Annotated in this window: 19 protein-coding genes; 8 read left to right on the top strand and 11 right to left on the bottom strand. The window is 70.6% G+C overall.

Features of this window, described 5'->3' with window-relative positions:
- Window positions 1-22: 22 nt before the first annotated feature.
- Entirely contained in the window at window positions 23-382 is a 360-nt protein-coding gene (locus ACZ4U1_RS14600; RefSeq protein ID WP_467903250.1) for an ArsR/SmtB family transcription factor, read from the bottom strand.
- A gap of 137 nt (window positions 383-519) precedes the next feature.
- Here ACZ4U1_RS14600 and ACZ4U1_RS14595 point away from each other — a divergent pair, with 137 nt between their 5' ends.
- Complete coding sequence (locus ACZ4U1_RS14595) at window positions 520-1,857, top strand: MFS transporter (protein WP_467903528.1); 1,338 nt, start codon at window positions 520-522, stop codon at window positions 1,855-1,857.
- 7 nt (window positions 1,858-1,864) lie between these two features.
- On the opposite strand, the gene ACZ4U1_RS14590 is transcribed toward ACZ4U1_RS14595, so the two are convergent.
- Both ACZ4U1_RS14590 and ACZ4U1_RS14585 read right to left on the bottom strand, forming a co-directional pair.
- Window positions 1,865-2,263 (bottom strand): (2Fe-2S) ferredoxin domain-containing protein, encoded by a 399-nt coding sequence (locus tag ACZ4U1_RS14590; RefSeq protein ID WP_467903248.1) that lies wholly within the window; start codon window positions 2,261-2,263, stop codon window positions 1,865-1,867.
- Window positions 2,260-4,233, bottom strand: coding sequence for a heavy metal translocating P-type ATPase (locus tag ACZ4U1_RS14585; protein ID WP_467903246.1), 1,974 nt, complete (start codon window positions 4,231-4,233; stop codon window positions 2,260-2,262). Before ACZ4U1_RS14585 ends, ACZ4U1_RS14590 begins: the two co-directional genes overlap by 4 nt.
- A 138-nt stretch (window positions 4,234-4,371) precedes the next feature.
- On the opposite strand from ACZ4U1_RS14585, the gene ACZ4U1_RS14580 reads away from it, so the two are divergent.
- Complete coding sequence (locus ACZ4U1_RS14580) at window positions 4,372-4,755, top strand: ArsR/SmtB family transcription factor (protein ID WP_467903245.1); 384 nt, start codon at window positions 4,372-4,374, stop codon at window positions 4,753-4,755.
- A 136-nt stretch (window positions 4,756-4,891) separates the two neighbouring features.
- Here the strand turns inward: ACZ4U1_RS14580 and ACZ4U1_RS14575 are convergent, their stop codons facing one another.
- From ACZ4U1_RS14575 to ACZ4U1_RS14555, 5 genes are all read right to left on the bottom strand, one after another.
- Window positions 4,892-6,643, bottom strand: coding sequence for a cellulase family glycosylhydrolase (locus ACZ4U1_RS14575; protein ID WP_467903243.1), 1,752 nt, complete (start codon window positions 6,641-6,643; stop codon window positions 4,892-4,894).
- A 358-nt stretch (window positions 6,644-7,001) separates the two neighbouring features.
- The gene (locus tag ACZ4U1_RS14570; protein WP_467903242.1) at window positions 7,002-8,561 is read right to left on the bottom strand and encodes a glycoside hydrolase family 43 protein; all 1,560 of its coding nucleotides are present in this window, start codon (window positions 8,559-8,561) and stop codon (window positions 7,002-7,004) included.
- Between the two features lie 107 nt (window positions 8,562-8,668).
- Window positions 8,669-9,805 (bottom strand): CE1 family esterase, encoded by a 1,137-nt coding sequence (locus tag ACZ4U1_RS14565; RefSeq protein WP_467903240.1) that lies wholly within the window; start codon window positions 9,803-9,805, stop codon window positions 8,669-8,671.
- A 14-nt stretch (window positions 9,806-9,819) separates the two neighbouring features.
- Window positions 9,820-11,238 carry a glycoside hydrolase family 43 protein gene (locus tag ACZ4U1_RS14560; protein WP_467903238.1) on the bottom strand — a complete coding sequence of 473 codons (1,419 nt, stop codon included), beginning with the start codon at window positions 11,236-11,238 and terminating at the stop codon, window positions 9,820-9,822.
- Between the two features lie 58 nt (window positions 11,239-11,296).
- The gene (locus ACZ4U1_RS14555; RefSeq protein ID WP_467903237.1) at window positions 11,297-12,943 is read right to left on the bottom strand and encodes a glycoside hydrolase family 27 protein; all 1,647 of its coding nucleotides are present in this window, start codon (window positions 12,941-12,943) and stop codon (window positions 11,297-11,299) included.
- Between the two features lie 343 nt (window positions 12,944-13,286).
- On the opposite strand from ACZ4U1_RS14555, the gene ACZ4U1_RS14550 reads away from it, so the two are divergent.
- The 3 genes from ACZ4U1_RS14550 to ACZ4U1_RS14540 all read left to right on the top strand — a co-directional run bounded on the left by ACZ4U1_RS14550 (window position 13,287) and on the right by ACZ4U1_RS14540 (window position 18,150).
- Window positions 13,287-14,888, top strand: a complete 1,602-nt coding sequence (locus tag ACZ4U1_RS14550; RefSeq protein WP_467903526.1) for a glycoside hydrolase family 43 protein — start codon at window positions 13,287-13,289, stop codon at window positions 14,886-14,888.
- 56 nt (window positions 14,889-14,944) lie between these two features.
- Window positions 14,945-16,969, top strand: a complete 2,025-nt coding sequence (locus ACZ4U1_RS14545) for a glycoside hydrolase (protein ID WP_467903235.1) — start codon at window positions 14,945-14,947, stop codon at window positions 16,967-16,969.
- A gap of 65 nt (window positions 16,970-17,034) precedes the next feature.
- The gene (locus ACZ4U1_RS14540) at window positions 17,035-18,150 is read left to right on the top strand and encodes a ricin-type beta-trefoil lectin domain protein (RefSeq protein ID WP_467903233.1); all 1,116 of its coding nucleotides are present in this window, start codon (window positions 17,035-17,037) and stop codon (window positions 18,148-18,150) included.
- Window positions 18,151-18,298: 148 nt separating this feature from the next.
- Here the strand turns inward: ACZ4U1_RS14540 and ACZ4U1_RS14535 are convergent, their stop codons facing one another.
- Window positions 18,299-19,312, bottom strand: coding sequence for a LacI family DNA-binding transcriptional regulator (locus tag ACZ4U1_RS14535; protein WP_467903231.1), 1,014 nt, complete (start codon window positions 19,310-19,312; stop codon window positions 18,299-18,301).
- A 343-nt stretch (window positions 19,313-19,655) separates the two neighbouring features.
- On the opposite strand from ACZ4U1_RS14535, the gene ACZ4U1_RS14530 reads away from it, so the two are divergent.
- Both ACZ4U1_RS14530 and ACZ4U1_RS14525 read left to right on the top strand, forming a co-directional pair.
- Window positions 19,656-20,621, top strand: a complete 966-nt coding sequence (locus ACZ4U1_RS14530) for a glycoside hydrolase family 6 protein (RefSeq protein ID WP_467903229.1) — start codon at window positions 19,656-19,658, stop codon at window positions 20,619-20,621.
- 86 nt (window positions 20,622-20,707) lie between these two features.
- On the top strand, window positions 20,708-21,982 hold the full coding sequence (locus tag ACZ4U1_RS14525) for a glycoside hydrolase family 6 protein (RefSeq protein ID WP_467903227.1): 1,275 nt from the start codon (window positions 20,708-20,710) through the stop codon (window positions 21,980-21,982).
- A 23-nt stretch (window positions 21,983-22,005) separates the two neighbouring features.
- Here ACZ4U1_RS14525 and ACZ4U1_RS14520 read toward each other — a convergent pair whose 3' ends face one another.
- Both ACZ4U1_RS14520 and ACZ4U1_RS14515 read right to left on the bottom strand, forming a co-directional pair.
- Window positions 22,006-22,281, bottom strand: coding sequence for a hypothetical protein (locus tag ACZ4U1_RS14520; RefSeq protein ID WP_467903225.1), 276 nt, complete (start codon window positions 22,279-22,281; stop codon window positions 22,006-22,008).
- On the bottom strand, window positions 22,278-23,093 hold the full coding sequence (locus tag ACZ4U1_RS14515; RefSeq protein WP_467903223.1) for a phytanoyl-CoA dioxygenase family protein: 816 nt from the start codon (window positions 23,091-23,093) through the stop codon (window positions 22,278-22,280). Before ACZ4U1_RS14515 ends, ACZ4U1_RS14520 begins: the two co-directional genes overlap by 4 nt.
- A gap of 82 nt (window positions 23,094-23,175) precedes the next feature.
- Here ACZ4U1_RS14515 and ACZ4U1_RS14510 point away from each other — a divergent pair, with 82 nt between their 5' ends.
- Window positions 23,176-23,976, top strand: coding sequence for an AraC family transcriptional regulator (locus tag ACZ4U1_RS14510; RefSeq protein WP_467903524.1), 801 nt, complete (start codon window positions 23,176-23,178; stop codon window positions 23,974-23,976).
- Window positions 23,977-24,070: the final 94 nt, after the last annotated feature.

Genomic DNA, 24,070 nt, shown 5'->3' with positions numbered 1-24,070 from the left:
GCGGCGGTTCGCCGAGTGTCTGTCAGTCGTGCGGGGCCTGACCGCTGACCCGGTGGTCGGCGTGGCTGAGCGCCTCCAGAACCAGCCGCCGCAGATGCCCGTCCCGCAGGCTGTAGTAGATGTGCCGCCCCTCGCGCCGCGTCTCGACCAGGCCCGCGAGTCGCAGCTTGGCCAGGTGCTGGCTCACCGCCGTCCTGGACGCCTCGCATCGCTCGGTCAGCGAGCCGACGTCCGATTCTCCCTGCGCGATCAGCCACAGCAGGTGCAGCCGGGTCACGTCGGACAGCAGCGCGAACACCTCGGTCGCCTCTGCGAGACGCGCGCTGTCCGGGGGGCGCAGATGCGCACCGGGTGCAGTTGGCAAGGTCTCGCGAGCAGTCATGCAGACAGCGTAGAGGCCGGATCGGGTCAGAGCGGCCGTCCGTGGGCCGAGCCGTCCCAGACATGTGCGCAGGTGCGCACCTATGGGTACAGTGAGGACCAGCCGTGCCCGTCTCCCGCCTGCCCAGGGACTGCCGCATGCTCTCCGTCCTGCGCAACCGCACCTACCGGCACCTCTTCACCGCCCAGGTCATCGCCCTGGTCGGCACCGGCCTGGCCACGGTCGCGCTGGGCCTGCTCGCGTACGACATGGCGGGCGCCGGCGCCGGTTCGGTCCTCGGCACGGCCCTCGCGATCAAGATGGTGGCGTACGTGGTGATCGCCCCGGCGATCGGCGCGGTCGCCGACCGGCTGCCCCGCCGGGCACTGATGGTCGGCGCGGACCTGACCCGGGCCGGGGTCGCGCTGACGCTGCCCTTCGTGGACCAGGTCTGGCAGGTCTACGTCCTGGTCTTCCTGCTCCAGTCCGCGTCGGCCGCGTTCACCCCGACCTTCCAGGCGGTCATCCCCGATGTGCTGCCCGCCGAGCGCGACTACACGCGGGCCCTGTCGCTGTCCCGCCTCGCCTACGACCTGGAGAGCCTGTTCAGCCCGGCTCTCGCCGCCGCGCTGCTGTCGCTGACGACCTACAACTGGCTGTTCCTCGGCACCGTCACCGGCTTCCTCGGCTCGGCGGCTCTGGTGGTCTCCGCGGTCCTGCCGAAGCAGATCGCCCCGGCCGAGCCCCGCACCGGCAACGCGTACGCCAGGGCCACCGCCGGCGCCCGCCTCTTCTTCGCCGCACCGCAGCTTCGCGCCTTGCTCCTGCTCAACCTGGCGGTGGCCGCGGCGAGCGCGATGGTCACCGTCAACAGCGTCGTGTACGTCCGCGATCAGCTGGGGCGCGGTGCGGCGGACGTGTCGCTGGCGCTGGGGGCTTACGGCGGGGGCTCGATGCTCGTCGCCCTGTCGCTCCCCCGGGTGCTGGAGCGCGTCCCCGACCGGGCGGTGATGCTGCGCGGCGCGCTGTCGCTCTCCGCCGTCTTCGCCGCGCTCGGCGCCCTCACCGCAGCCGGCAGCGGCGGCTGGCGCTGGCCCGGGCTGCTCCTCACCTGGGCCTCCTTCGGCGCGGCCTGCTCCATGGTGCTCACCCCGACCGGCCGGCTCATCCGCCGCTCGGCCCCGCCGGAGCAGCGCGCCTCCGCGTTCGCCGCGCAGTTCTCGCTGTCCCACAGTTGCTGGCTGTTGACGTACCCGCTGGGCGGCTGGCTCGGCGCGGCGGCGGGTCTTCAGTCGGCCGTGGTCGCGCTGGGCGTGACCACACTGGTCGCCGGGCTCCTCGCGGTGCGCCTGTGGCCGTCGGAGGAGCGGGCACCCGTCGAGCACGAGCACACCGACCTCCACGACGGCCACCCCCATCTTGTGGATGCCGTGAAGGCGGGGAACGGCTGGCGGCACAACCACAGCCTTCCCCACGGTCTCCACGCACACCTCTGAGAAAGGGTCAGCCCTCCAGGCCCCGCCGTACGCGCCGGGACGGAGCGAACTGGTACAGGTCAAGGATCTCTGGCTGATCGGCCAGCCCCGGCCCGCCGGCGCGCACCCACGCCGCGATGTCGTCTGTGGCGTCCGGGTCGTTGACAAGCCCGAGCCAGACGGGGCGGCCGCCGGCGGCCCTCCCGGCGGAGGATGGCTGAACGACGACGACGTTGGCCTGCTCGCAGGCGTCGAGGCAGTTCACCGCGCGGACCCGGGCGACCGGCCCCAGCTCGGCCTTCAGCGTGGCGAGCTGAGCGCGGTGGTCGACGCCCGGAACCTTGTCGGTGCCGCAGCAGCAGCCCCGGCAGACGGTCACCGTGCACGGGGACGCCGCCTGAGCCGTGGGCTCTTTGCGCCGGCTCACTGGGCGGCCCGCTGCCAGGCCGCCTCGCGCAGCAGCCGCAGCCCGTTGAGGCCGACGAGGACGGTGGAACCCTCATGGCCCGCGACCCCGAGCGGCAGCGGCAGGTTTCCGGCCAGGTCCCACACCACCAGGCCCGCGATGAAGACACCGGCGATGACCAGGTTCTGCACGACCAGCGCGCGGGCGCGGCGGGACAGGGAGACGACGGCGGGAACGGTGGCGAGTTCGTCGCGCACGATCACCGCGTCGGCGGTCTCCAGGGCGAGGTCGGAGCCCGCGCGTCCCATGGCGACACCGGTGTGGGCGGCGGCGAGTGCCGGGGCGTCGTTGACACCGTCGCCGACCACCATCACCTTGTGGCCCGCGTTCTCCGCTTCCCGGACGGCGCTGACCTTGTGCTGCGGCAGCAGCCCGGCACGTACGTCCTCGATGCCGACCTCGGCGGCGAGGCGAGCGGCGGCGCGCGGGTTGTCGCCGGTCAGCAGCAGGGGCGCGGTCCCGGTCAGGGACGTCAGCGCGGCGACGGTGGCGGTGGCATCGGGGCGCAGCCGGTCGGCGATGCCGAGCACACCCACCGGCGTACCGTCCAGACTGACCAGCACGGCGGTCCGCCCGCCGTCCTCCAGCTCGGCCGCGAGGACCGCTGCCCGGGCGGAGTCCTCGTCCGTGGCGCCGTTCAGCAACCGGGCCGGCGCCCCGGCGGCGACGACTCGCCCGCCCAGGGTGACGCTCACGCCGACGCCGGGCGTGGAGTCGAAGTCCTCCGCCACGGGCAGCGGAAGCCCCCGCTGACGTGCCGCGTCCACGATGGCGCGTGCCAGCGGATGCTCGCTCGGGTGCTCCGCCGCCGCTGCGAGGACCAGAAGCTCGTCCGGGTCCCGGCCGGGCAGCGGGCTGATGTCGGTGACCCGTGGCGTGCCCTCGGTCAGTGTGCCCGTCTTGTCGAGCGCCACCGCGTCGACCTGCCCGAGCCGTTCCATGACCACGGCCGACTTGACCAGCACACCGTGCCGTCCGGCGTTCGCGATGGCCGACAGCAGAGGCGGCATCGTCGCCAGCACCACCGCGCACGGCGAGGCCACGATCATGAAGGTCATCGCCCGCAGCAGCGAGTCGGTGAGCTGCGCGCCGAAGCCCAGCGGGACCAGGAACACCGCCAGCGTCGCCGCCACCATGCCCAGGGAGTAGCGCTTTTCGACCTTCTCGATGAACAGCTGGGTCGGTGCCTTGGTCTCGGACGCCTCCTCCACCATGCGGACGATCCGGGCGATCACCGTGTCGGATGCGTCCCGTTCCACACGGACGCGCAGCGCCCCGGTGCCGTTGAGGGTGCCCGCGAAGACCTCGTCGCCCTTCTCCTTGGCGACGGGCAGGGGTTCACCGGTGATGGTCGCCTGGTCGACATCGCTCGCACCGTCCAGCACCCGGCCGTCGGCGCCGACGCGCTCGCCGGGGCGTACGAGGATCACGTCACCGACGGCCAGCTCCTCGACTGCGACGGTCTGCTCTCCGCCGTCGGCGTCGACACGGGCCGCCGTGGCCGGCGCGAGATCCAGCAGTCCGCGTACGGAGTCGGCCGTGCGTGCCGTGGCCAGCGCCTCCAGCGCACCGGACGTCGCGAAGATGACGATGAGCAGCGCCCCGTCCATGACCTGCCCGATCGCCGCAGCACCGAGCGCGGCGACGACCATCAGCAGATCGACGTCGAGGGACTTCTCCCGTAGTGCCTTCAGCCCTTCCCAGCCGGGTTCCCAGCCGCCGGTCGCGTACGACAGCGTGTACAGCGGAGCCCAGGTCCATACCGGAGCGCCGGTCAGCTGCAACGGGAGAGCGAGCAGGAAGAAGACGGTGGCCGCGATCGCCCAGCGCACCTCGGGCAGGGCGAGGACACGGGTGCGGCGGCGGGGCGCACCGCCGTCGCGCGGTGGTACGGGCCTGTCGGTCGACGGCTGGGTGAGGGTGGAGGTCATCGGAGCGCGGGTCCTTCACGGACGGAGGCAAGACGAAACAGCGGTCAGCCGGGCGTCCGGCACCACTCCCACCACCGTACAGGACCACATGAAGAGGCATTCATTTATTCATGGAAGGTGCTCCGTAAGATGAGTGCCATGGGCCACGGAGCTGACGCCAAGACCACCGCCACCGCGCGCGAACGCCTGGAGTCCGTGGGCGCCACCGATGTGGCCGCCACACTCCAGGCCCTGGCCACCCCCTCCCGCCTGCGCATCCTGGCCCGCCTCCGGGAGGGCCCGTGCGCGGCGACCGAACTCGCGGACGCTGTCGGTATGGAACAGTCCGCCTGCTCCCACCAGTTGCGTCTGCTGCGCAACCTCGGCCTGGTCACCGGGGAGCGCCGGGGCCGCTCGGTCATCTACGCCCTCTACGACAACCACGTCGCCGAGTTGCTGGAACAGGCCCTCCACCACGTCGAGCACCTGCGTCTCGGCCTGCGCGACACCCCGGCCGCCACCGAGGCGGCCGGGGCCCGCTGAGAACCGGCGCCATGTCCGCGCCCCGCGGATCACTCCTTCTGGTGCTGCGCCGGACCGGGCTGGAGCAGCACGCGACGTAGGCCGAGTTGGTGTACACCGCGGGGCGACGACCTCTTCGTGAACGACTCGTGGTGGTTCAGGGCGTCGTGCCGGTCACCGTGCCGCCGGACTTGGTCACGTGGTACGTCACCTTGGCACCGCTCCAGAAGTGGAAGGTGAGGTTCACCCGGGCGCCGTCGCGGAGCGAGGCGAGGAACTCGCGGGTGAGCGTGATGCCGTTCCCGGTGTAGTCCGGCGCGAAGGCCTTGGTGAACTGCTGGTACGGCGTCCAGTCGAGCGGTCCGGCGTTGCCGCCGTCGGCGTACGTGGCCTCCATGGTGGCCAGCGGGTCGCCCCGGAACTGCGTGGGGATGCGGAAGGAACCGGTCGTCCCGGACGCGTTCGACAGTGCGGGCAGGCTGCTGCTGATCACCTTGATCTGCCAGGGCACGCCCTGGGAGAACTGGGCCTGGAGGGTGGCCCTCACCCCGTGGGCGCGGTTGCCCGCGAGTTCGGTGAGGGTGGCGGCCTTCAGGGTCAGCCGGTTGCCGGAGAGGGTGTAGTCCCTGCCCTTGGTCAGCGTGGTGCTGCCCGCCCTCAGCGCCTTGAAGGTGGTGCCGTTCGGGGTGAGGGTGAGCGTCCGGTCCTCGGCGGGTCCGGACCGGGGTACGAAGACCAGGTCCGAGGAGGCCGTTCCCGAGCGTGTCGTCCAGCTCGACTTGATCTGGCGGTACAGCCCGTCGTCCCGCCAGCGCAGCTTGCCGCGGTCGAAGAAGGCGCCGTTGTCCCACAGGAAGCCGGTGACGCCGTTGGTGCGGGCCGCGTGGCCGAACGCCTCGAAGTACTTCAGCATCTCGCCGCGCTCGACGCCGTCGGGGCCGTAGTCGTAGCCGAGGATGCCATACTCGCCGATGACGGCGGGGACGCCCTTGGCGACGAAGGTGTCGTGCGTCCGTTTGAACACCTGGGCCATGTCCGAACGGGCCCTGGCGTCGAAGCGGGTGGAGCCTGCGAGGTTCGTGCTGAACGGCCAGTAGCCGTAGTAGTGCACGCTGGCGACCAGCCGCGGGTCGTGCAGCGACTTGATGGTGCCGGCCAGGTCGTCCATCAGGGCCTGGTCCGGAGTGTCGACCATGGTGGGCAGCACGAGCAGCCGCTTGGCGTTGTTGCCGCCGGACCCCCGCACGATGTCGTGGAAGGACCTGTTCAGCTCGTTCAGCAGCTGGGCCTTCCGGGCGGCGTCGACGCCCTCGAACGTCGGCTCGTTGACGCTCTCGAAGGTCAGCAGGCCGGGCTCGTTCCTGAACGTGGTGGCGATCTGGGTCCAGGTCGCGCGGTAGCGGGCCAGCACTCGGTCGTGGTCGGCGGGCATCTTGCTGATCCATTGCCAGGAGTCGTGATGGACGTTGAGCATCACGTAGAAGCCGTCGGCCAGGGCCCAGTCGACGACCTGCTTGACACGGGTCATGTAGGTCCTGTCGATGGTGTGGTTCGGCGCCGAGCCCTGGTGGTCGCTCCACGTCACGGGGATGCGGATGCTGCGGAAACCCTGGGAACGGAGCTTGTCGAGCATGGCCTTGGTGGTGCGGGGCTGACCCCACGACGTCTCGTCGGGGCCGGCGTCCAGGCTGTTGCCCAGGTTCCAGCCCGGCTGCATCGCGGCCACCGCGGCCATGGCGTCGTCGGGAACCGCGGGCGCCGCGGCCGCCTGCGAGCGGGCATCCTCACCGAACGTCCCGAATACCGTGCCGTATGCGAGAACGCCCGCGGCGATCAGCGCCAGCGGGGCTCCCACCACCAGGCCGAGCCTGCGCTTGCGGTGCCGGGCGGCCTGCTGTCTTGCCGTCATTGCTCCATCCGTTCTGGAGGTCGGGGTGGGTGTTGCACCCGTCGGTGGTCACAGACGGCGCAAAGGTTGCCGTGGTCTCAAGAGAAAACTCCGTCGCGCCCCTCACCCCCGGCAGCCGGTCGGGAGCCGGCGAAGCCGCGCACTCCGGGTACTACCGGGCCAGCCACTCACCGCGGTACTGGGTGGGAGGGTGAAGTAGCTGGGCCGCATCGCCGCCACGGTGTCCAGGGCGCGGGCCGGAACCCCGACCGTGGAGCGCGACGGTTGCGCGGTGCCGCCGGCCGGTCCGAGTATGACGGCCGGCGTCAGCCTCGGTCGGTGGTGCGGGTCGGTGGTCCTCCAGACGGGCCGGCCCGGCTCAGGGCGTGAGCGGTTCGTAGTCGAACCAGTCGAAGTGGACGGTGCCTTCGGCGGCGTACATGCCGAGGACACGGCCGGTGAAGCCGCCCGCGACCTCGGTCGACAGATAGCGGCCGTCGAGCGACGCGAGCTGCGTGAACGTGCCGTCGGGCTGCTCGACACCGAGGGAGACGATGTCGGGACCGGTGCACGGGCCGTGCGGAGGCGGCGGGTCCGTGATCGTGACGGCGAGCACCACCGGCCCGGCGGGCACGGGGTACGTGGCCACGACCGTGCGCAACGAGCCGACGCGCGCGATCACCCGCACCTCCGCGCCGGACACCTCGATCGCGTAGTGGTGCCGCTCGTCCAGCCGGACGGCGAGCCCGCCCCGTCCCTCCCCCGCGTCGGCCAGGGTGCGCGCCCGGCAGGACAGATGCTGCTGGCGCCGGCCGGTGAAGATGACGTCGGGCTCGTCCAGGGAGCCGCCCCGCGCGCGGAGCGTCAGCCAGCCGGGGCGTTCCTCGGTGGTGCAGTGCGCGGCGGGCCGGTCCCGCACGGAGATCCAGGACGGCCGCAGGTCGGTGAGGTCGAAGTCGTCCCGCTGTTCCTCGACGGGAGCGGGGGACAGCGGCCACGGGAGCGCGGACGGGTCCGGGGCCACCTCGCCGACCACCGGCCAGCCGTCCTCCCAGGTCACGGGCGCCAGGAAGGTCTCCCGGCCGAGCACGTGCCAGCCGGGGGTGCCGCCACGCGGTCGTACGCCGAGCAGGACCATCCACCAGGAGCCGTCGGGGCCCTGGACCAGGTCCGCGTGCCCGGTGTTCTGCACGGGATGGTCCGTGCCGCGGTGGGTGAGGATCGGGTTGGCCGGGCACGGCTCGAACGGCCCGTCCGGCGCGCGGCCGCGGGCGATCGACACACCGTGGCCGCGCTCGGTGCCGCCCTCGGCGATGAGCAGGTACCAGTAGTCGCCGATCCGGTACAGGTGCGGCGCCTCCGGGGCCTTGGCGCCGGGCGCGCCGGACCAGAGCTTGCGGGGTGTCCCGTACGTCTGTCCGGTGGACGGGTCGATACGCAACTGCGACACCCCGGCGACCGTGCACCAGCAGCTGCCGTCCTCGTCCCAGGCCAGGTCGGGGTCGATGCCGGGCACGCCCGGTGCCGGGATCGGATCCGACCAGGGCCCGGCGGGGTCGGTGGCCGTGACGATCAGGTTCCCGCCGCCCTTCCGCGCATTGGTGACGATCAGCCAGAACCGTCCGTCGTGGTACCGCAGGGTGGGGGCGTAGATTCCGCCGGAGGACGGCATGCCGGCCGGCAGGCGCAGCTGCTCCGGCCGGTCGAGCACGTTGCCGATCTGCGTCCAGTGGACCAGGTCGCGGCTGTGGAACAGGGGTACGCCGGGGAAGTACTCGAAGCTGGAGCAGGCGAGGTAGTAGTCGTCGCCGACCCGGCAGATGCTCGGGTCGGGATGGAAGCCGGGGATGACGGGGATGGCGGACGTGCTGTCCGGCTGGTGCTGGTGGGGCACCCGCTGTGTCCTTTCGTCGGGTGAGGTGGTGTGACGGCTGCTCATGAGGCGTCCGGCACGCGGGGGGTGGTGCGGAGGAGTACGGCGGACGCGCGGTGGGCAGCGTCAGCCTCGGTTCGGCCCGGGCCCAGGGTCAGGCCGACCACCGCCAGTCACTTCGGCGCACTCCCCGTGGCTGCGCAGGCCGTGCCGTTGAGGGCGTAGGAGTTCGGTGCCGCGGTGTTGCCGCTGTGGGTGGCCTGGAAGCCGATGCCGACCGACGCTCCGGGAGCGAGGGTGGCGTTGTGGGAGACGCTCCTGGCCGTCACCCGGCCGGAGGCGGGCGCGTAGTCCGCGTTCCAGCCGGAGGTGATGGTCTGCCCCTCGGGAAGGGTGAAGGCGAGGGACCAGCCGTCGATCGCGGTCGTGCCGGTGTTGGTGATGGTGAGGTTCGAGGTCAGGCCGGTGTTCCACGCGTTCACGGTGCTGGTGACCTGGCAGGTCGCCGTACCCGGGGACGGGTTGGACGGCTGGAACTGCGTGAAGAACTTCCATATCTCTTGCGGCAGCCAGGCCCTGGAGCCGCTGTCCCCGGTGGCCCCGTCCTGCGGAGCGGCGATGTGCCCTTCGTCGAACGCGGCCCAGGCGACCGGATGCCCGGCCGAGCAGCCCGAGTAGGTGGTGACCCGGTGCGTCAGGCTGCCCTGGGCCGGCTCCGGCGGGCTCTGGGGTGTGCAGCCGTTGTTCCTGACGAACCTGTCCCGCATCGCCCGCCCGCCGGAGATGCCGAGGACGCTGTCCCTGAGGCCGTGCACTCCGAGGTAGGCGATGGGCCCGGTGCCGTCACTGCATCCGCTGAGCCGGCCGCCGCTCTGGACCGCGACCGCGCGGAAGACCGTCGCCCGGGAGCACGCGAGGGCGTACGACATGGCGGCGCCGTAGCTGAAGCCCAGCGCGAAGCGCTGTGTCGTGTCGACGCACAGATCCGCCTCGATCTTCCTGAGCATGTCGTCGACGAAGGTGACGTCCTCTCCCCCGGCGTTGGCCCAGCCGTTGTCGAGGCCCTGGGGTGCGACGAAGACGGCGCTGTTGTTCGCCAGTCGCTGGAGCCCGTAGTAGGCCCAGGTGCCCGTCTCCACGGTGCGGCCCGTGGCGACGTCGGTGGAGGTGCCGCCCAGCCAGTGGAACCCGAAGACCAGCCGGTGGGCGCGGTTACGGTCGTAGCCGTCGGGGATCCGCAGGATGAAGCTGCGGTTCTTGCCGTTGTCGTCATGCGACTCCCCTTCTGGTCGAGCCTGCTGTTCGGGCACCGCCCTGTGTCAGGTCAGGACGCGGCGGGGGTGAACCGCCACCAGTTGATGTTGAGCAGGTAGCCGCTGCCGCCCGTGAACCGCAGGTAGAGGTCCTGGGTTCCCGTGGCGCCGCTGACCGGGCAGGTCACCGACGTCCAGGCCTGCCAGCCGCCTGTGCCGGGCACGCCGCACCGGCCCACGAGCGTGCCGCTCGGGGAGCCGAGGCGCAGTTCGACGGTGCCGCCGCCGCTGCCGGAGGCCACGCGCGCGGTGAAGGAGGACGCGCCCGACCCGAAGGCCACGCCCTTGACCTTGATGTAGTCGCCGTTGTCGATCCAGCCGACGTCCATTCCGCCCTCGCCGGCCGGTTCGGTCTCGATCCCGGACCCCCAGGCGATCGTCTCGGCCTCCTGGCGTACGTACGGGTTGAGCGTGCCGATCTGGGCTGCGCCGGCGTTCGTCATGCTGAGTGTCGGGATCGTGCCGTCGGCGTTGTAGGAGAACCGCTCCACCGCGACCGAGCGGGTGAAGCCGCCTCCGCCCGGCAGCGCACCGTTGTGGTAGAAGAAGTATGAACTGCCCTTGAAGTCCGCGATCCCGGGGTGGTTGGTGAAGCTGCTGCCCTGTGTGGGCATGACGGTCCCGCGGTAGGTCCAGGGCCCGGTCGGGCCGGGCGCCGTGGAGTAGGCGATGAACTCCGAGCAGCACTTGGCCGCGAACACCAGGTAGTACAGACCGTTCCGCTTGTAGACCCAGGGTCCCTCCTCGTACAGCGTGGGACGGTTGGGATCGCCGGTGCGGGTGCCGAACCCCGCGGTGGTGAGCGGGATCCTGGTGGGGCTGCCCGCGTAGGAGGTCATGTCGGCGTTCAGCTTGACGTACCACAGATTCGGGTTGCCCCAGTAGAGGTAGGCCTGGCCGTCGTCGTCGATGAAGACGGTCGGGTCGATCTCGCCGTTCTCCACCAGTGGGTGGCCGAGGGCGTCCCGGAACGGGCCGGTGGGGCTGTCCGACACCGCCACACCGATGGCCATCCGGCCGGTGGCCCGGTTCTTCACCGGCACGTACCAGTAGAACCGGCCGTCGCGCTGCACGGCCTGGCCCGCCCACGCGTCGGCGGACGCCCAGCTGAAGGTGGCCAGGCTGAGCGGTGAGCCGTGGTCGGTCCAGTTGACCATGTCGGCGGAGGACCACACCCGCCAGTCCTTCATGGTGTAGTAGGTGGAGCCGTCCTCGTCGTGCCCGGTGTACAGGTAGACCCGTCCGTCATGGACCAGCGGTGCCGGATCCGCGGTGTAGAGGTGCTGCACGATCGGGTTGTCGGCCCTGGCCTCCGTCGGCTGCACCGCGGCGGGAACGACGGCGAACGCCAGCAGAAGACCGGCGGTCCAGGCGACTGCCCGGCTGAGCCTCGTGGCGGTGGCGGACGACCGCCGGACCGGGGTCGTCATCGTGGCCTCCTGAGGACGTCGGCGGACCGCTGGGCTGTCGGCCTGTGCGCGACGCCCCTCATGCGCGGGTCCACTTCTGGCCGGCCTGTCCGTTGCACGTCCACAGGACCAGCGGGGTGCCGTTGGCGGTGCCGGCCCGGTCGGCGTCGAGGCACAGCCCGGCGTGGACGTTGCGGATCGACCCGTCGGAGCCGACGGTCCACTTCTGGTTGTCCTGGCCGTTGCAGGGCCAGGTGATGACCCGGGTGCCGTTGGTGGTGCCCTGGTCGTAGGCGTCCAGGCACTTGTCGCCGAAGACGCGGATCTCGCCGCCGGCCCACGTGGTCCACAGCTGGTTCGCGGCCGTGTGGCAGTCCCAGAGCAGGACCGTGGCCCCGGCCGCGGTGGAGGCGTTGTCCACGTCCACGCAGCGGCCGGACGCGGTGCCCCGCAGCCGCGAGGTGGTGGCGGCCAGCGGACTGCCACCGCTCACCCGGAACACGGCGACACCGTGCGCGGGAACGCTCGCCGAGATCTGCCCGGACGTGCTCGACGTGCCGCCGGTCCACAGGTCCGTGAGGGTGAACGGCCCGCCGGAGAGGCCGACTTGCGCCGCGTTCGTGGTGACCGTGGCGGTGCCGCCTGACCGGTTGAACAGGCCCACCGCGACCGAGCCGTCGGACAGCGGCTTGGCGAACACCTCGGTGCTGCCGTCGTCGCGCACCCTGCGCCCGCCCGCGCCCAGCGAGTCCTGGTTCACCGCCAGCAGGCGCGGGTTGCGCAGAATGGCGCTCACGTCGGCGGACATGGTGCGGATGTCGTTGCCGGCCATGAGCGGGGCGCCCAGCAGCGACCACAGGGCGAAGTGCGAGCGGGACTCGGTCAGTGACAGGCCGGGGCGGCCGACGACCAGCATGTCGGGGTCGTTCCAGTGTCCGGGGCCCGACTGCGCCGCCAGTGGCGCGGTGACGTCCAGGACGTTGCCGACGCCCATGGGATAGCTGTTGGTGTTGCCGTTCTGCCAGATGTCGAGCAGGTCCTCGGTCGTCCGCCACAGGTCGGCGACCTCGCCCCAGTTGTAGGCGGCGCCGGTGATGGCGTGCAGGCTGTTGGGGTTGATGCTGTACACGATCGGCCGCCCGGTGGCGCGCAGGGCGTCGCGCATGAGCGTGAACCGCGCCACCTGTTCGTCGCGGGTGCCGCTGGAGGAACACCAGTCGTACTTCAGGTAGTCGACGCCCCACGAGGCGAACGTGGCGGCGTCCTGGGCCTCGTGCCCCTTGCTGCCGGTGGACCCCGGGTAGCCGCCCGTGGCCTGCGCGCAGGTGCGCTCGTTCGGGGCCTGGTAGATGCCGAACTTCAGGCCCTTGCTGTGGATGTAGTCCCCGAGCGCCTTCATCCCGCCGGGGAACTTGGCCGGATTGGCCCGCAGGTTGCCGGTGGCGTCACGCTGCGGGTCGAACCAGCAGTCGTCGACCACCACGTACCGGTAGCCGGCGTCCCGCATGCCCGAGGACACCATCGCGTCGGCGGCCTGACGGACCTGCGCCTCGGTGACCCCGCACCCGAAGCTGTTCCAGCTGTTCCACCCCAACGGTGGGGTGAGGGCCGGGCTGCCGGGCGCGGCCGAGGCGGTGGAGTGAGCGGCGGCCGTCACGGACGCGGTGACCGTCAGCGCGGCGGCCGCGAGGAGGCGGAGCAGTCGCCTGCCTGATCGTCTGAGCACCGGGGCTCCTTTTCGAAATTTCGAACCACATTCGGAAAGTCTGGGGCCTCACGGATACTAGAGAGACCTCCGAACATGTCAACACTCTGCGGCGCCCGGGACTCCACCGCCCGACCGGTGAGGGCAGCACATGAGCGCCCATCTACGTCATCCACCCTGCTGACCTGCGAGAGCCCGACATCCATCGGCTCGAATGTTTCGAAATAGGTGACGAATCATGCGAGGAGTATTGACGGGATCCACCGACCTCCTATCATCCAGATTGGTCGATAAGCCAATCAATGTTCGAAATCACGAACCCACCCCACCGGTCGCTCCGCACAGGGAGAAACGGCACATGGATATGTCATGTCCTCGTCAATCCATATCCCGCCGCCGAGCGCTGGCCGCCGGCACCGGCCTGGTCACCGGCGCCTTCCTGCCGGCGGCCGGAGCCTCGGCAGCCGCGGAGTACACGAACCCGGTGATCTGGCAGGACTTCGCGGACATTGACGTCATCCGGGTCGGCGGCACCTACTACGCCTCGGCCTCGACCATGCACTACTCGCCGGGCGCCCCCGTCCTGCGGTCCTACGACCTGGTGAACTGGGAGATCGCCGGTCACTCGGTGCCCGTCCTCGATTTCGGCGCCAAGTACGACCTCAACGGTGCCCGTGGCTATGTGCGCGGGATCTGGGCGTCGTCGCTGGCCTACCGTCCGAGCAACAGGACGTTCTACTGGCTCGGCCAGATCGACTTCGCCCGGACATACGTCTACACCGCGACCGCCGTCGAGGGGCCATGGAGCAGGCTGACGACGATCGGCACGCCCTACTACGACGCCGGGCTGCTCGTCGACAGCGACGACACCCTGTACGTGGCGTACGGGAACACCACCATCAGCGTCGCCCAGCTCTCGCCCGACGGCCGCAACCAGGTCCGTACCCAGCAGGTCTTCACCACACCGTCGAGTGTCGGCACCCTCGAAGGCTCCCGCTTCTACAAGATCAACGGGCACTACTACATCTTCCTGACCCGCCCCGCGAACGGCCAGTACATCCTGAAGTCGTCCAGCGGCCCCTTCGGTCCGTACACGATGCGGCAGGTCCTCCTCGACCTGCGCGGACCGATCCCCGGCGGAGGCGTCCCGCACCAGGGCGGGCTGGTGCAGACACAGAGCGGCGCCTGGTACTACATGGCCTTCGTCGATGCCTACCCCGGCGGCCGGATGCCCGTCCTGGCACCGGTCACGTGGACCTCGGACGGCTGGCCCGTCGTACAGCTGGTGAACGGCGCCTGGGGCACCTCGTACCCCGGTCCGGCCGTGCCCGCCCCACCCCGCCAGGTCACCCCCATGACCGGCGTCGACACCTTCGAGGGTACGACCCTCACACCGAGGTGGGAGTGGAACCACAACCCGGACAACACCAAGTGGTCGGTCGGCAACGGCCTGACGCTGCGCACCGCGACCGTCACCAACGACCTGTACGGGGCCCGCAACACCCTCACGCACCGCATCCAGGGCCCCACCTCCACCGCCACGGTCCAGCTCGACCACTCCGCGATGCGGGACGGCGACCGGGCCGGACTCGCGCTGCTGCGTGACTCCTCCGCCTGGATCGGCCTCAGACGCGACGGCGGCGCTACGCGGGTGGTGATGGTCAACGGGCTGACCATGGACGGCAACTGGAACACCACCGGCACCGGCACCGAGGTCGCGAGCGCGCCCGTCTCCGGCGGCCGCGTCTGGCTGCGCGCGGCCGCGGACATCCGCCCCGGCGCGGCCCGCCCCGGCACCTTCTCCTACAGCACCGACGGCACCACCTTCACCCGCCTCGGGCCCGCCTTCTCCATGGGCAACGACTGGCGGTTCTTCATGGGCTACCGATTCGCCCTCTTCAACCACGCCACCCAGGCACTCGGCGGCGCGGTCCGCGTCACGCGGTTCGAACTGTCCGTGCCCTGAACCGATCCGATCCCTCCACCACTCATCCACCCGCTCCCGACCGTACGAGGAGAACCATGAACCCCCTGAAACGGCTCGGCCGTCGCCGAGCCTCGGTCCTGGGCGTGCTGGCCGTGGCCGCCCTGGTGACACCAGGGACCGCAGCCGGCGCGCCCGCCCCCACGGTCCAGGCGTCCACGCTGGGGGCCCAGGCCGCCCAGTCCGGACGGTACTTCGGGACCGCTGTGGCCGCCGGACGGCTCGGCGACGGCACGTACACCGCGATCCTGGGCCGCGAGTTCAACTCGGTCACGCCCGAGAACGAGATGAAGTGGGACGCGACCGAGCCTTCCCGTGGCTCGTTCAACTTCGGTCCCGCCGACCAGATCGTCAACGGCGCGACATCCCGCGGCCAGCGCGTACGGGGCCACACCCTGGTCTGGCACTCCCAACTGCCCGGCTGGGTCAGCTCCATCAGGGACGCGAACACGCTGCGCAGCGTGATGAACCACCACATCACCAGCGTGATGAACCACTACAAAGGCCGGATCCACTCCTGGGACGTGGTCAACGAGGCCTTCGCCGACGGAGGCAGCGGCCAGCACCGCTCCTCGGTGTTCCAGAACCTGCTGGGTGACGGCTTCATCGAGCAGGCCTTCCGCACCGCGCGGTCGACCGACCCGGCGGCCAAGCTCTGCTACAACGACTACAACATCGAGAACTGGAGCGACGCGAAGACCCAGGGCGTCTACCGCATGGTGCGCGACTTCAAGTCCCGCGGCGTGCCCATCGACTGCGTCGGTTTCCAGTCCCACTTCGGCACCGGCGGCCCACCCGCCAGTTTCCAGACGACGCTGGCGAACTTCGCCGCCCTCGGTGTGGACGTCCAGATCACCGAGCTGGACATCGCGCAGGCGCCGCCGACCGCGTACGCGAACACGGTGCGGGCGTGCATGAACGTGCCGCGCTGCAACGGCATCACCGTCTGGGGCATCCGCGACAGCGACTCCTGGCGCAGCGGTGAGAACCCGCTGCTGTTCGACCGCAACGGCAACAAGAAGCCCGCTTACCAGGCGGTACTGTCGGCGCTGGGCGGCACGGCCGCGAGGCAGAAGGCCACCGCCGCTTCGACCCGGTCCGCCGCCGCGCTGCCCTCCCGCTTCTCCTGGAGCTCCAGCGGCCCGCTGATCTCACCGAAACCGGACTCGACGCACAACATCGCCGGGATCAAGGACCCGTCGGTCGTCTACTACAACGGCAAGTACCACGTGTTCGCGAGCGTCGCCAGCTCCTCCGGGTACAACCTGGTGTACCTGAACTTCAGCGACTGGTCCCAGGCGTCCTCCGCCACCCACCACTACCTGGACCGCAGCGCCATCGGCTCCGGGTACCGGGCCGCGCCGCAGGTGTTCTACTTCGCGCCGCAGAAGCTGTGGTACCTCGTCTACCAGACGGGCAACGCGTCGTACTCCACCAACCCGGACATCAGCAACCCGAACGGCTGGAGCGCGCCGCGCAACTTCTACGGGTCGATGCCGGACATCATCAAGCAGAACATCGGCAACGGCTACTGGGTCGACATGTGGGTGATCTGCGACAGCGCCAACTGCTACCTGTTCTCCTCGGACGACAACGGGCACCTGTACCGCTCGCAGACGACGCTGTCCCAGTTCCCGAACGGGTTCACCAACACGGTCATCGCGGCCCAGGACTCCAACAAGTACGCCCTGTTCGAAGCGAGCAACGTGTACAAGGTGCAGGGCAGCAACCAGTACCTGCTCATCGTCGAGGCGATCGGATCGGACGGCCGGCGCTACTTCCGCTCCTGGACCTCGGGCAGCCTGGCCGGCTCCTGGACGCCGCTGGCCGCGTCCGAGAGCAATCCGTTCGCGCGGGCGAGCAACGTCGGCTTCCCGACGGGCGCCTGGACGAAGGACATCAGCCACGGTGAGATGATCCGCGCCGGGTACGACCAGACCCTGACCATTCCCGCCTGCCGGCTCCAGTACCTCTACCAGGGCATGAACCCCAACGCGAGCGGCGACTACAACCTCCTCCCGTGGCGGCTCGGCCTCCTCACCCAGACCAACTCCACCTGCTGACCGACTGACCGACCACAGGCCCCCGGCTCACACCGGGGGCCTGTCCCTCAGAAGAGGACGTCTGCATGAGAAAGTCCTGGATTCTCGCCCTGGTCACGCTCGTCGCCGCCGCGCTCGGGGTCACGGCGGCGGCTGTGACCCCTGCCTCCGCCGCCTCCGCCGCCTCGAACACGCCCTTACGGGTCATGCCGTTGGGCGACTCCATAACCTGGGGCGTGGGAAGCAGCACGGGCAACGGCTACCGGGGACCGTTGTGGAACAAGCTCGCGGCGGACGGCCATCCGCTGGACTTCGTGGGCACGTTGCGGGGCGGTTCGATGTCCGACCCCGACAACGAAGGCCATTCCGGATACCGCATCGACCAGATCGCCGCACTCGCCGACGCCTCGCTGACCCGCTACCGGCCCAACGTCGTGACACTGCACATCGGTACCAACGACCTCCAAGGGGCCTCCGAGGTCGACACCGCCATCGCCCGGCTGACGTCGCTGGTCCAGCAGGTCACCGCCGACGCCCCGGACGCAACCGTCCTGGTCGCGTCCCTGGTCGTGTCCACCAGCAGCTCGGAGGAGCGGTTCCGGGGCGCGTACAACCAGGCCATCCCCCACATCGTGCGCGACGCACAGGCCGCGGGCAAACACGTCGCATACGTCGACATGAGCGGCCTGACCACGGCCGATCTGGCCGACCCCCTGCATCCCAACGACTCGGGCTACCAGAAGATGGCCGACGCCTTCCACCGCGGCATCCAGGCCGCGGACAGTGCCGGGTGGCTGAAGAACCCCGCACCCGCCCCCGCACGCGTGCAGTCCGGCATCGCCGGCAAGTGCCTGGACGTCGACGGCGCCAAGACCGCCGACGGCACCGCCGTCCAGATCTGGGGCTGCGGCGGCGGTGCCAACCAGGTCTGGTCCGCCTACACCGACGGCACCCTGCGCTCCATGGGCAAGTGTCTCGACGCCGCCGGCGGGGGCACGGCCAACGGCAACAAGGTGCAGATCTGGGCCTGCCACGGCGGCGCCAACCAGGTCTGGCAGCCCTACAACGGCGGCTACCGCAACCCCGCCTCCGGCCGCTGCCTCGACGATCCGGGCTTCTCCACCGCCGACGGCACGCAGCTCCAGCTGTGGGACTGCACCGGCGGCTCCAACCAGAAGTGGACGACTCTGACCGCCGGATGACCCCGGCTTCCGGGACCTGAGAACCACCCCCACCTATGTGCCGGGCGCCGTCGCCGCCCGCTGTTCGCTCCCACGCGCGTCGGGGGCGTCCGGCACATAGGTGTGAGGGGGCTCGGCTCGTCCTGGGCCTGCCCCCGCCGGCGCGCCGTCAGGCGCTGGCGCGGGTGACCAGGCGGGTGGGCAGGATCAGCGGGGTGGGGTCCTGTCCGTTGACGAGCGCGACGAGCATGCGCGCCATCTCCCGTCCGAGAGCCGTGATGGGCTGATGGACGGTGGTGAGCGGCGGATCGGCGATCCTTGCGACGGTCAGGTCGTCGAAGCCGACCACGGCGACGTCGGCGGGGACGCGTCGGCCGGTCTCCCGCAGTGTGCGCAGCGCTCCCGCTCCCATGTTGTCGTTGGCGGCGAACACGCCGTCCACGTCCGGGTGTTCGGCGAGCAGTGCGGCCATGGCGGCGGCTCCGCTGGGCTCGGTGAAGTCGCCCTCCTGCGGCGGGAGGGGATCGAGGCCGGCTGCCAGCATGGCGTCCCGGTAGCCGCGGTACCGGGCGCGCCCGGCTTCGGTGTCCAGACGCCCGCAGATCGCGGCCACGCGAGTCCGGCCGCCCGAGAGCAGGTGCTCGGTCGCCGCGCGCCCTCCGCCGACGTTGTCGACGTCCACGTACCACCGGGGGGCCGGACCGGCCGGGCGTCCGCCGAACACGACGGGCATCTCCGCCTCCTCGGCCAGCCGGGCGAGCGGATCGTCGTCGCGCAGCGCCATCAGCATGACCCCGTCGGCGCCTTTGGACCGAAGGAGTTCCTCCACGCGCTTGCGGCCCCGCTCGGAGGCGGCCAGGCAGAGCATCAGATGCAGGTCGGCCTCCTCCAGAGCGGCCGACGCCCCCACGATCACCTGGGCGAAGAACGGATCCGCGAAGATCGACGGATCCTCTCCGGCGACCACCAGGGCGGCCGCGCCCGTCTGACGGGTGGCCAGAGCGCGGGCGGTCGGATTGGGTACGTAACCGAGTTGTCGGACGGCCCGTTCGACCGCCTCGCGCTTGGCGCGGCTGACGTGCGGGGCGTTGTTGAGAGCGCGGGAGGCCACGGAACGGGAGACGCCGGCGCGCTGGGCGACCTCGTCGAGCGTCGGCGGGCGACGCGGCGCGTGTGCTGCCATGAACCATGAGCCTTTCCCTCCCGACCGGGCGGGAAGACGTGGGACAGGGGCGGAGCCGGTCAGGGACCGACGACTGGGAGCGCTTCCAGTTCTGGGGACTGTAGAGCTTTGTATGCGCCTTGTGAAGGGCTGGTCCCGTACGTCGACTCTTGACAGCTGTGCCGGCCCGCCACACGATACCGACCACACCCCATGGATTTTCAGCGGTGTTTGGGACTGCTTCCAGTGGGAGCGCTCCCAGAACGAGCACAAGGGAACGCCGTACCACCGCACTTCCTCAGCGCGTCGCACGCCCGGGACGAGAGCGTGCCACGCATCCCCGCCAGGAAACCGAGGTACATTCATGCGCCGCAGACTCCGCGCCCTCACGGCAGCGCTTTTCGCCCTGCCGCTGGCGCTCGCCGCCGCACCGTCCGCCCACGCCGCCGACCCGACCACCATGACCAGCGGGTTCTACGTGGATCCGGACTCCAGCGCGAAGCGGTGGGTCGCCGCCAACCCCGGCGACGGCCGGGCGCCGGCGATCGACGCCTCCATCGCCCACACCCCGATGGCCCACTGGTTCGGCTCCTGGAGCGGCACCATCGGCACCGCCACGGGGGCGTACGCGGGAGCGGCGGACCGCTCGGACAAACTGCCCATCTTCGTCGCGTACAACATCTACAACCGCGACTACTGCGGCGGGCACTCCGCGGGCGGAGCCGCTTCACCCTCCGCCTACGCGACCTGGATCGCCCAGTTCGCCGGCGGGATCGCGGGCCGCCCGGCCGTCGTCATCCTCGAACCGGACTCCCTCGGGGACTACGGCTGCATGACACAGGCTCAGATCGCCGAGCGCCAGGGCATGCTCACCGGCGCGCTCGCCCAGTTCAACCGCCAGGCCCCCAACACCTGGGTCTACCTCGACGCCGGCAACCCGGGCTGGACGGACGCGGCGACCATGGCCCGGCGCCTCAACGACGCCGGCCTCCGCCAGGCCCACGGCTTCTCGCTCAACATCTCCAACTACTTCACCACCGCCGAGAACACCGCCTACGGCAACGCCGTCAACAGTGAACTCAGCGCCCGCTACGGCTACACCAAGCCCTTCGTCGTGGACACCAGCCGCAACGGGAACGGCTCCAACGGCCAGTGGTGCAACCCCTCGGGCCGCCGCATCGGCACCCCGACCCGCACGGGCGGAGGCGCCGAGATGCTGTTGTGGATCAAGGCACCGGGCGAGTCCGACGGCAACTGCGGTGTCGGAGCCGGCTCCTCGGCCGGACAGTTCCTCCCCGAGGTCGCCTACAAGATGATCTACGGCTACTGATCCAGGACTCCGTGGCCCGGTACATCCGCCCCCGCGGCCCGGCCACGGGCACCGTCCGCTCACCCATGCATCGATCAGGAGCAGCCATGACACCACGCAGCCCACGGCGCCGCGCGGCCGCCGTCATCGCGGCGCTCACCGCGTGCGCCGCTCTCACCGCGACGCAGGCGCAGGCCGCGCCCGCGCAGGACGAGATCACCCCGGCCACGAAGTTCTACGTGGACCCGCACAGCAAGGCCGCGAAGCAGGCTCTCGCGGACTTCAGGAACGGTGACATCGAGAACGCCACGAACATGGCCAAGCTCGCGAGCTGGCCGCAGGCCGAGTGGTTCACAAAGGGCACGCCCGACGAGGTGCGCACCAAGGCGAACACGCTCGTCCGCCGGGCCCGGGCCGTCAAGCGGACCCCCGTCCTCGTCGCCTACAACGTCCCGGGCCGGGACTGCTCGCAGTACTCCAGCGGCGGAGCCGCATCATCCGCCGCCTACCGGCAGTGGATCGACGCCTTCGCCACCGGCATCGGTGACAACAGGGCGGTGGTCGTGGTCGAGCCCGACGGCCTGGCCCTGCTTCCCAAGGACTGCGGGCCCGCCACCGACCCGACCGGCGACCTCACGGCCGCCCGCATCGCCGACCTCGCCTACGCCGTCAGGACCCTGAAGGCGAGGCCGCACACCGCGGTCTACCTGGACGCGGGCAACGTCCAGTGGCGAGCCGTCGGCGACATCGCGCAGCGGCTGCTGGACGCCGGGGTCCGGTACGGCGACGGCTTCGCCCTGAACGTGTCCAACACCCACCCCACCGAGCACAACGCCAGGTACGGCACCTGGATAGCCAAGTGCATGTGGTTCGCCACCGACGGACCCGAACAGGCACGCGGCCACACCGACTGGTGCGCCAGCCAGTACTACTCGTCCGCCGCTCCCAACGACGGCGCCCCCGGCAACAGCGTCTCCTCCGCCGACCCCGCCACCTGGCGGTGGACCGACGCCTGGTTCGACCAGAACGTGGGCACCCCGCCTGCCGACGCACTGCGTCACTTCGTGATCGACACCAGCCGCGACGGTCTGGGCGCCTGGACCCCGGAGCCGGGCAAGTACAGCGGGGACCCGGAGGTCTGGTGCAACGCGCCCGGCCGTGGTCTCGGCCCGCGCCCCACCGCCGACACCGGCGTCCCCCTGGTCGACGCCTACCTGTGGATCAAGATCCCCGGTGAGTCCGACGGCAGCTGCACACGCGGCACCGGCGGCACGATCGATCCCGAGTACGGCATCGTGGATCCGCCCGCCGGCACCTGGTGGCCCGACCAGGCCCACACCCTGGCCCGCAACGCGGTACCGCGCCTGACGTTCAACCGCTGAGCGCGGCCGGGCACGGCACCGGGTCAGGAGCGAGGGGTTTCCTCCAGCTTCTCGAAGAAGAACTCGTGCTTGGGAAAGGAGACGTCGTACTCGTGGCCGGGCTGCGGCGGCAGCAGTGGGGAGGCCTGTAACAGGCGCCACCCGTCCTGCAGCGCGGCAAGCCCGGTGGGGTAGGGCGGCTCGTCGCCGTCACCGGTCGTCGGACGGGTCCGGCCGGTCCCGTCGTACCGGGACCAGCCCACGACATCGGCGTCGAGGGCCGACGTCGCGAGGTAGAGGATCAGAATCCGCTGTCTCATGCGTGGCTCCTTGGGGCGGGCCGGTTGCTGACGCGCGTGACCCAGTGCTCGATGTCGAACGAGTCGTCACCGGTCAGGGCCCGCCACAGCAGGACCCGGTTGTAGATCTCCAGTCGGGCGGTGGCCTGCTCGTACCAGGGGAAGTACGTGTTGAGTTCCGCGGTCACGGCCTGGTCGTGCAGGTCGGAGGTGTCCCACAGGCGTACCTGCGGCACGGTGGGATTGAGGCGGAGTTTGTACAGGGAGCGGCGGCGCGCGGTGTCGTTGCGACGGCCGCCGTGCCAGATGCCGTGGTGCACGAGGACGACCGTGCCCGCCGGGCAGGTCAGCCGTGTCTGCCCCCTGAGGTTCTGCACGCGGCCGATGTCCGTCTCGTTGATCCTGCGCAGATGGCTTCCGGGCACGCTGAGCGTGCCGCCCATCTCGGCGGTCACGTCGTGCGGGTAGTACATGAGCTGGATGTCGAACGCATCCGGCCGTACGTCGATGATCGCGTCCGCGTGGAGCGGCTGCGCCTGTCCCTCGTGCGGCTCGCGCACATGCACCGCATGGTGGTCCACGGTCGGCTCCGGGCCGACCAGGCTCTCCACGGCGCCGGCGACGACCGGCAGAGCGAGCAGCTCGTGGACAAAGCTGTCCTTTGCGAACGCCTCGCCCAGCGGAGTGCCGTAGGACACGTCCGGTATGCCCTCGGCCAAGGTGGCGACGGCGCGTTCATTGATCTCCTGCGGCACCACTCCGTCCAGGCGCAGAAACCCCTGCGCGACGAAGCGCGCCACCTGAACAGACGTCAGGAGGTGCTTGGTTGGCATGCGACGAACGTACGTGCCAAGTCCGGCTCGGTCGTGGGCTGAAATCGTCCACTGCTGGTAATTTTTCGTCCTCGTGAAGCTCGTGACGCTACGGCTCGACGGGGCGCCCACCGTGGTCGACGCCGGCATCGGGGTGCACGGCGTGTCCACCGCGCACGACGTCTTCCGGCTGCCCGACCTGTGGCAGCTGCACCTCTACCACTACGAGGGTGCTCTGGCCCTCGGGCGGTCGGTCCACCCCGTACGACCCGGCCATGTCAGCCTGGTGCCGCCGGACGCGGAGGTGCATTTTCACTACCGGGGCAGGTCGGAGCACCTCTACGTGCATCTACGGATGCACGACAGCGGAACCGCGCGGGTGGTCCCGGTGATGCAGGACGCCGGGGCACAGAGCACGCGCCTGGCCGATCTGCTCCGCCACGCCGTGACGGCCATGCCGACCTCTCCCCCAAGAGCCACCGCCGAGGTCTGGGCCGCGCTGTGGCGCATCGCCGAGTTGCCGAGGAGCGATGCGACCGGGCGCCGCCACCCCTTCGTGGCGGCCGCACAGGCCCACATCGAGGAGCACCTGGCAGGCCCGCTGTCCGTACCGGACATCGCTCGTGCGGTCGGCGTCTCCCACACGCACCTGACGCGCGTGTTCCGTGCCGAGACCGGTCTCACGGTCGTGTCGTACATCCGGCACCGGCGCCTTCAGCGCGCCCGCCACCTGCTGTTGTCCTCCACCCTGTCCATCACCGCCATCGCCGCGGCCGTGGGCATCGCCGACCTCCAGGCCTTCAACAAGGCCTGCCGCCGGGAACTCGGCGCGAGCCCGCGTGACGTCCGCGCGGCCGGGCACGGGAGAACGAGTTCGCCGGCACGGCACAAGGCCGGGTGTTGAGAGCGGTAGGAAGAGTGGACTTCAGCTTCCTGGCGTCTACGACTGGTACGCGTGCGCTCGCAGTAGGGCAGGAAGGTGACCTGTCGGCGTACCG

It is taken from the genome of Streptomyces sp. NPDC028928, from assembly GCF_055564915.1.
Note: the sequence above shows the minus strand (reverse complement) of the source record. Positions and strands in the feature narration are given on the sequence as shown.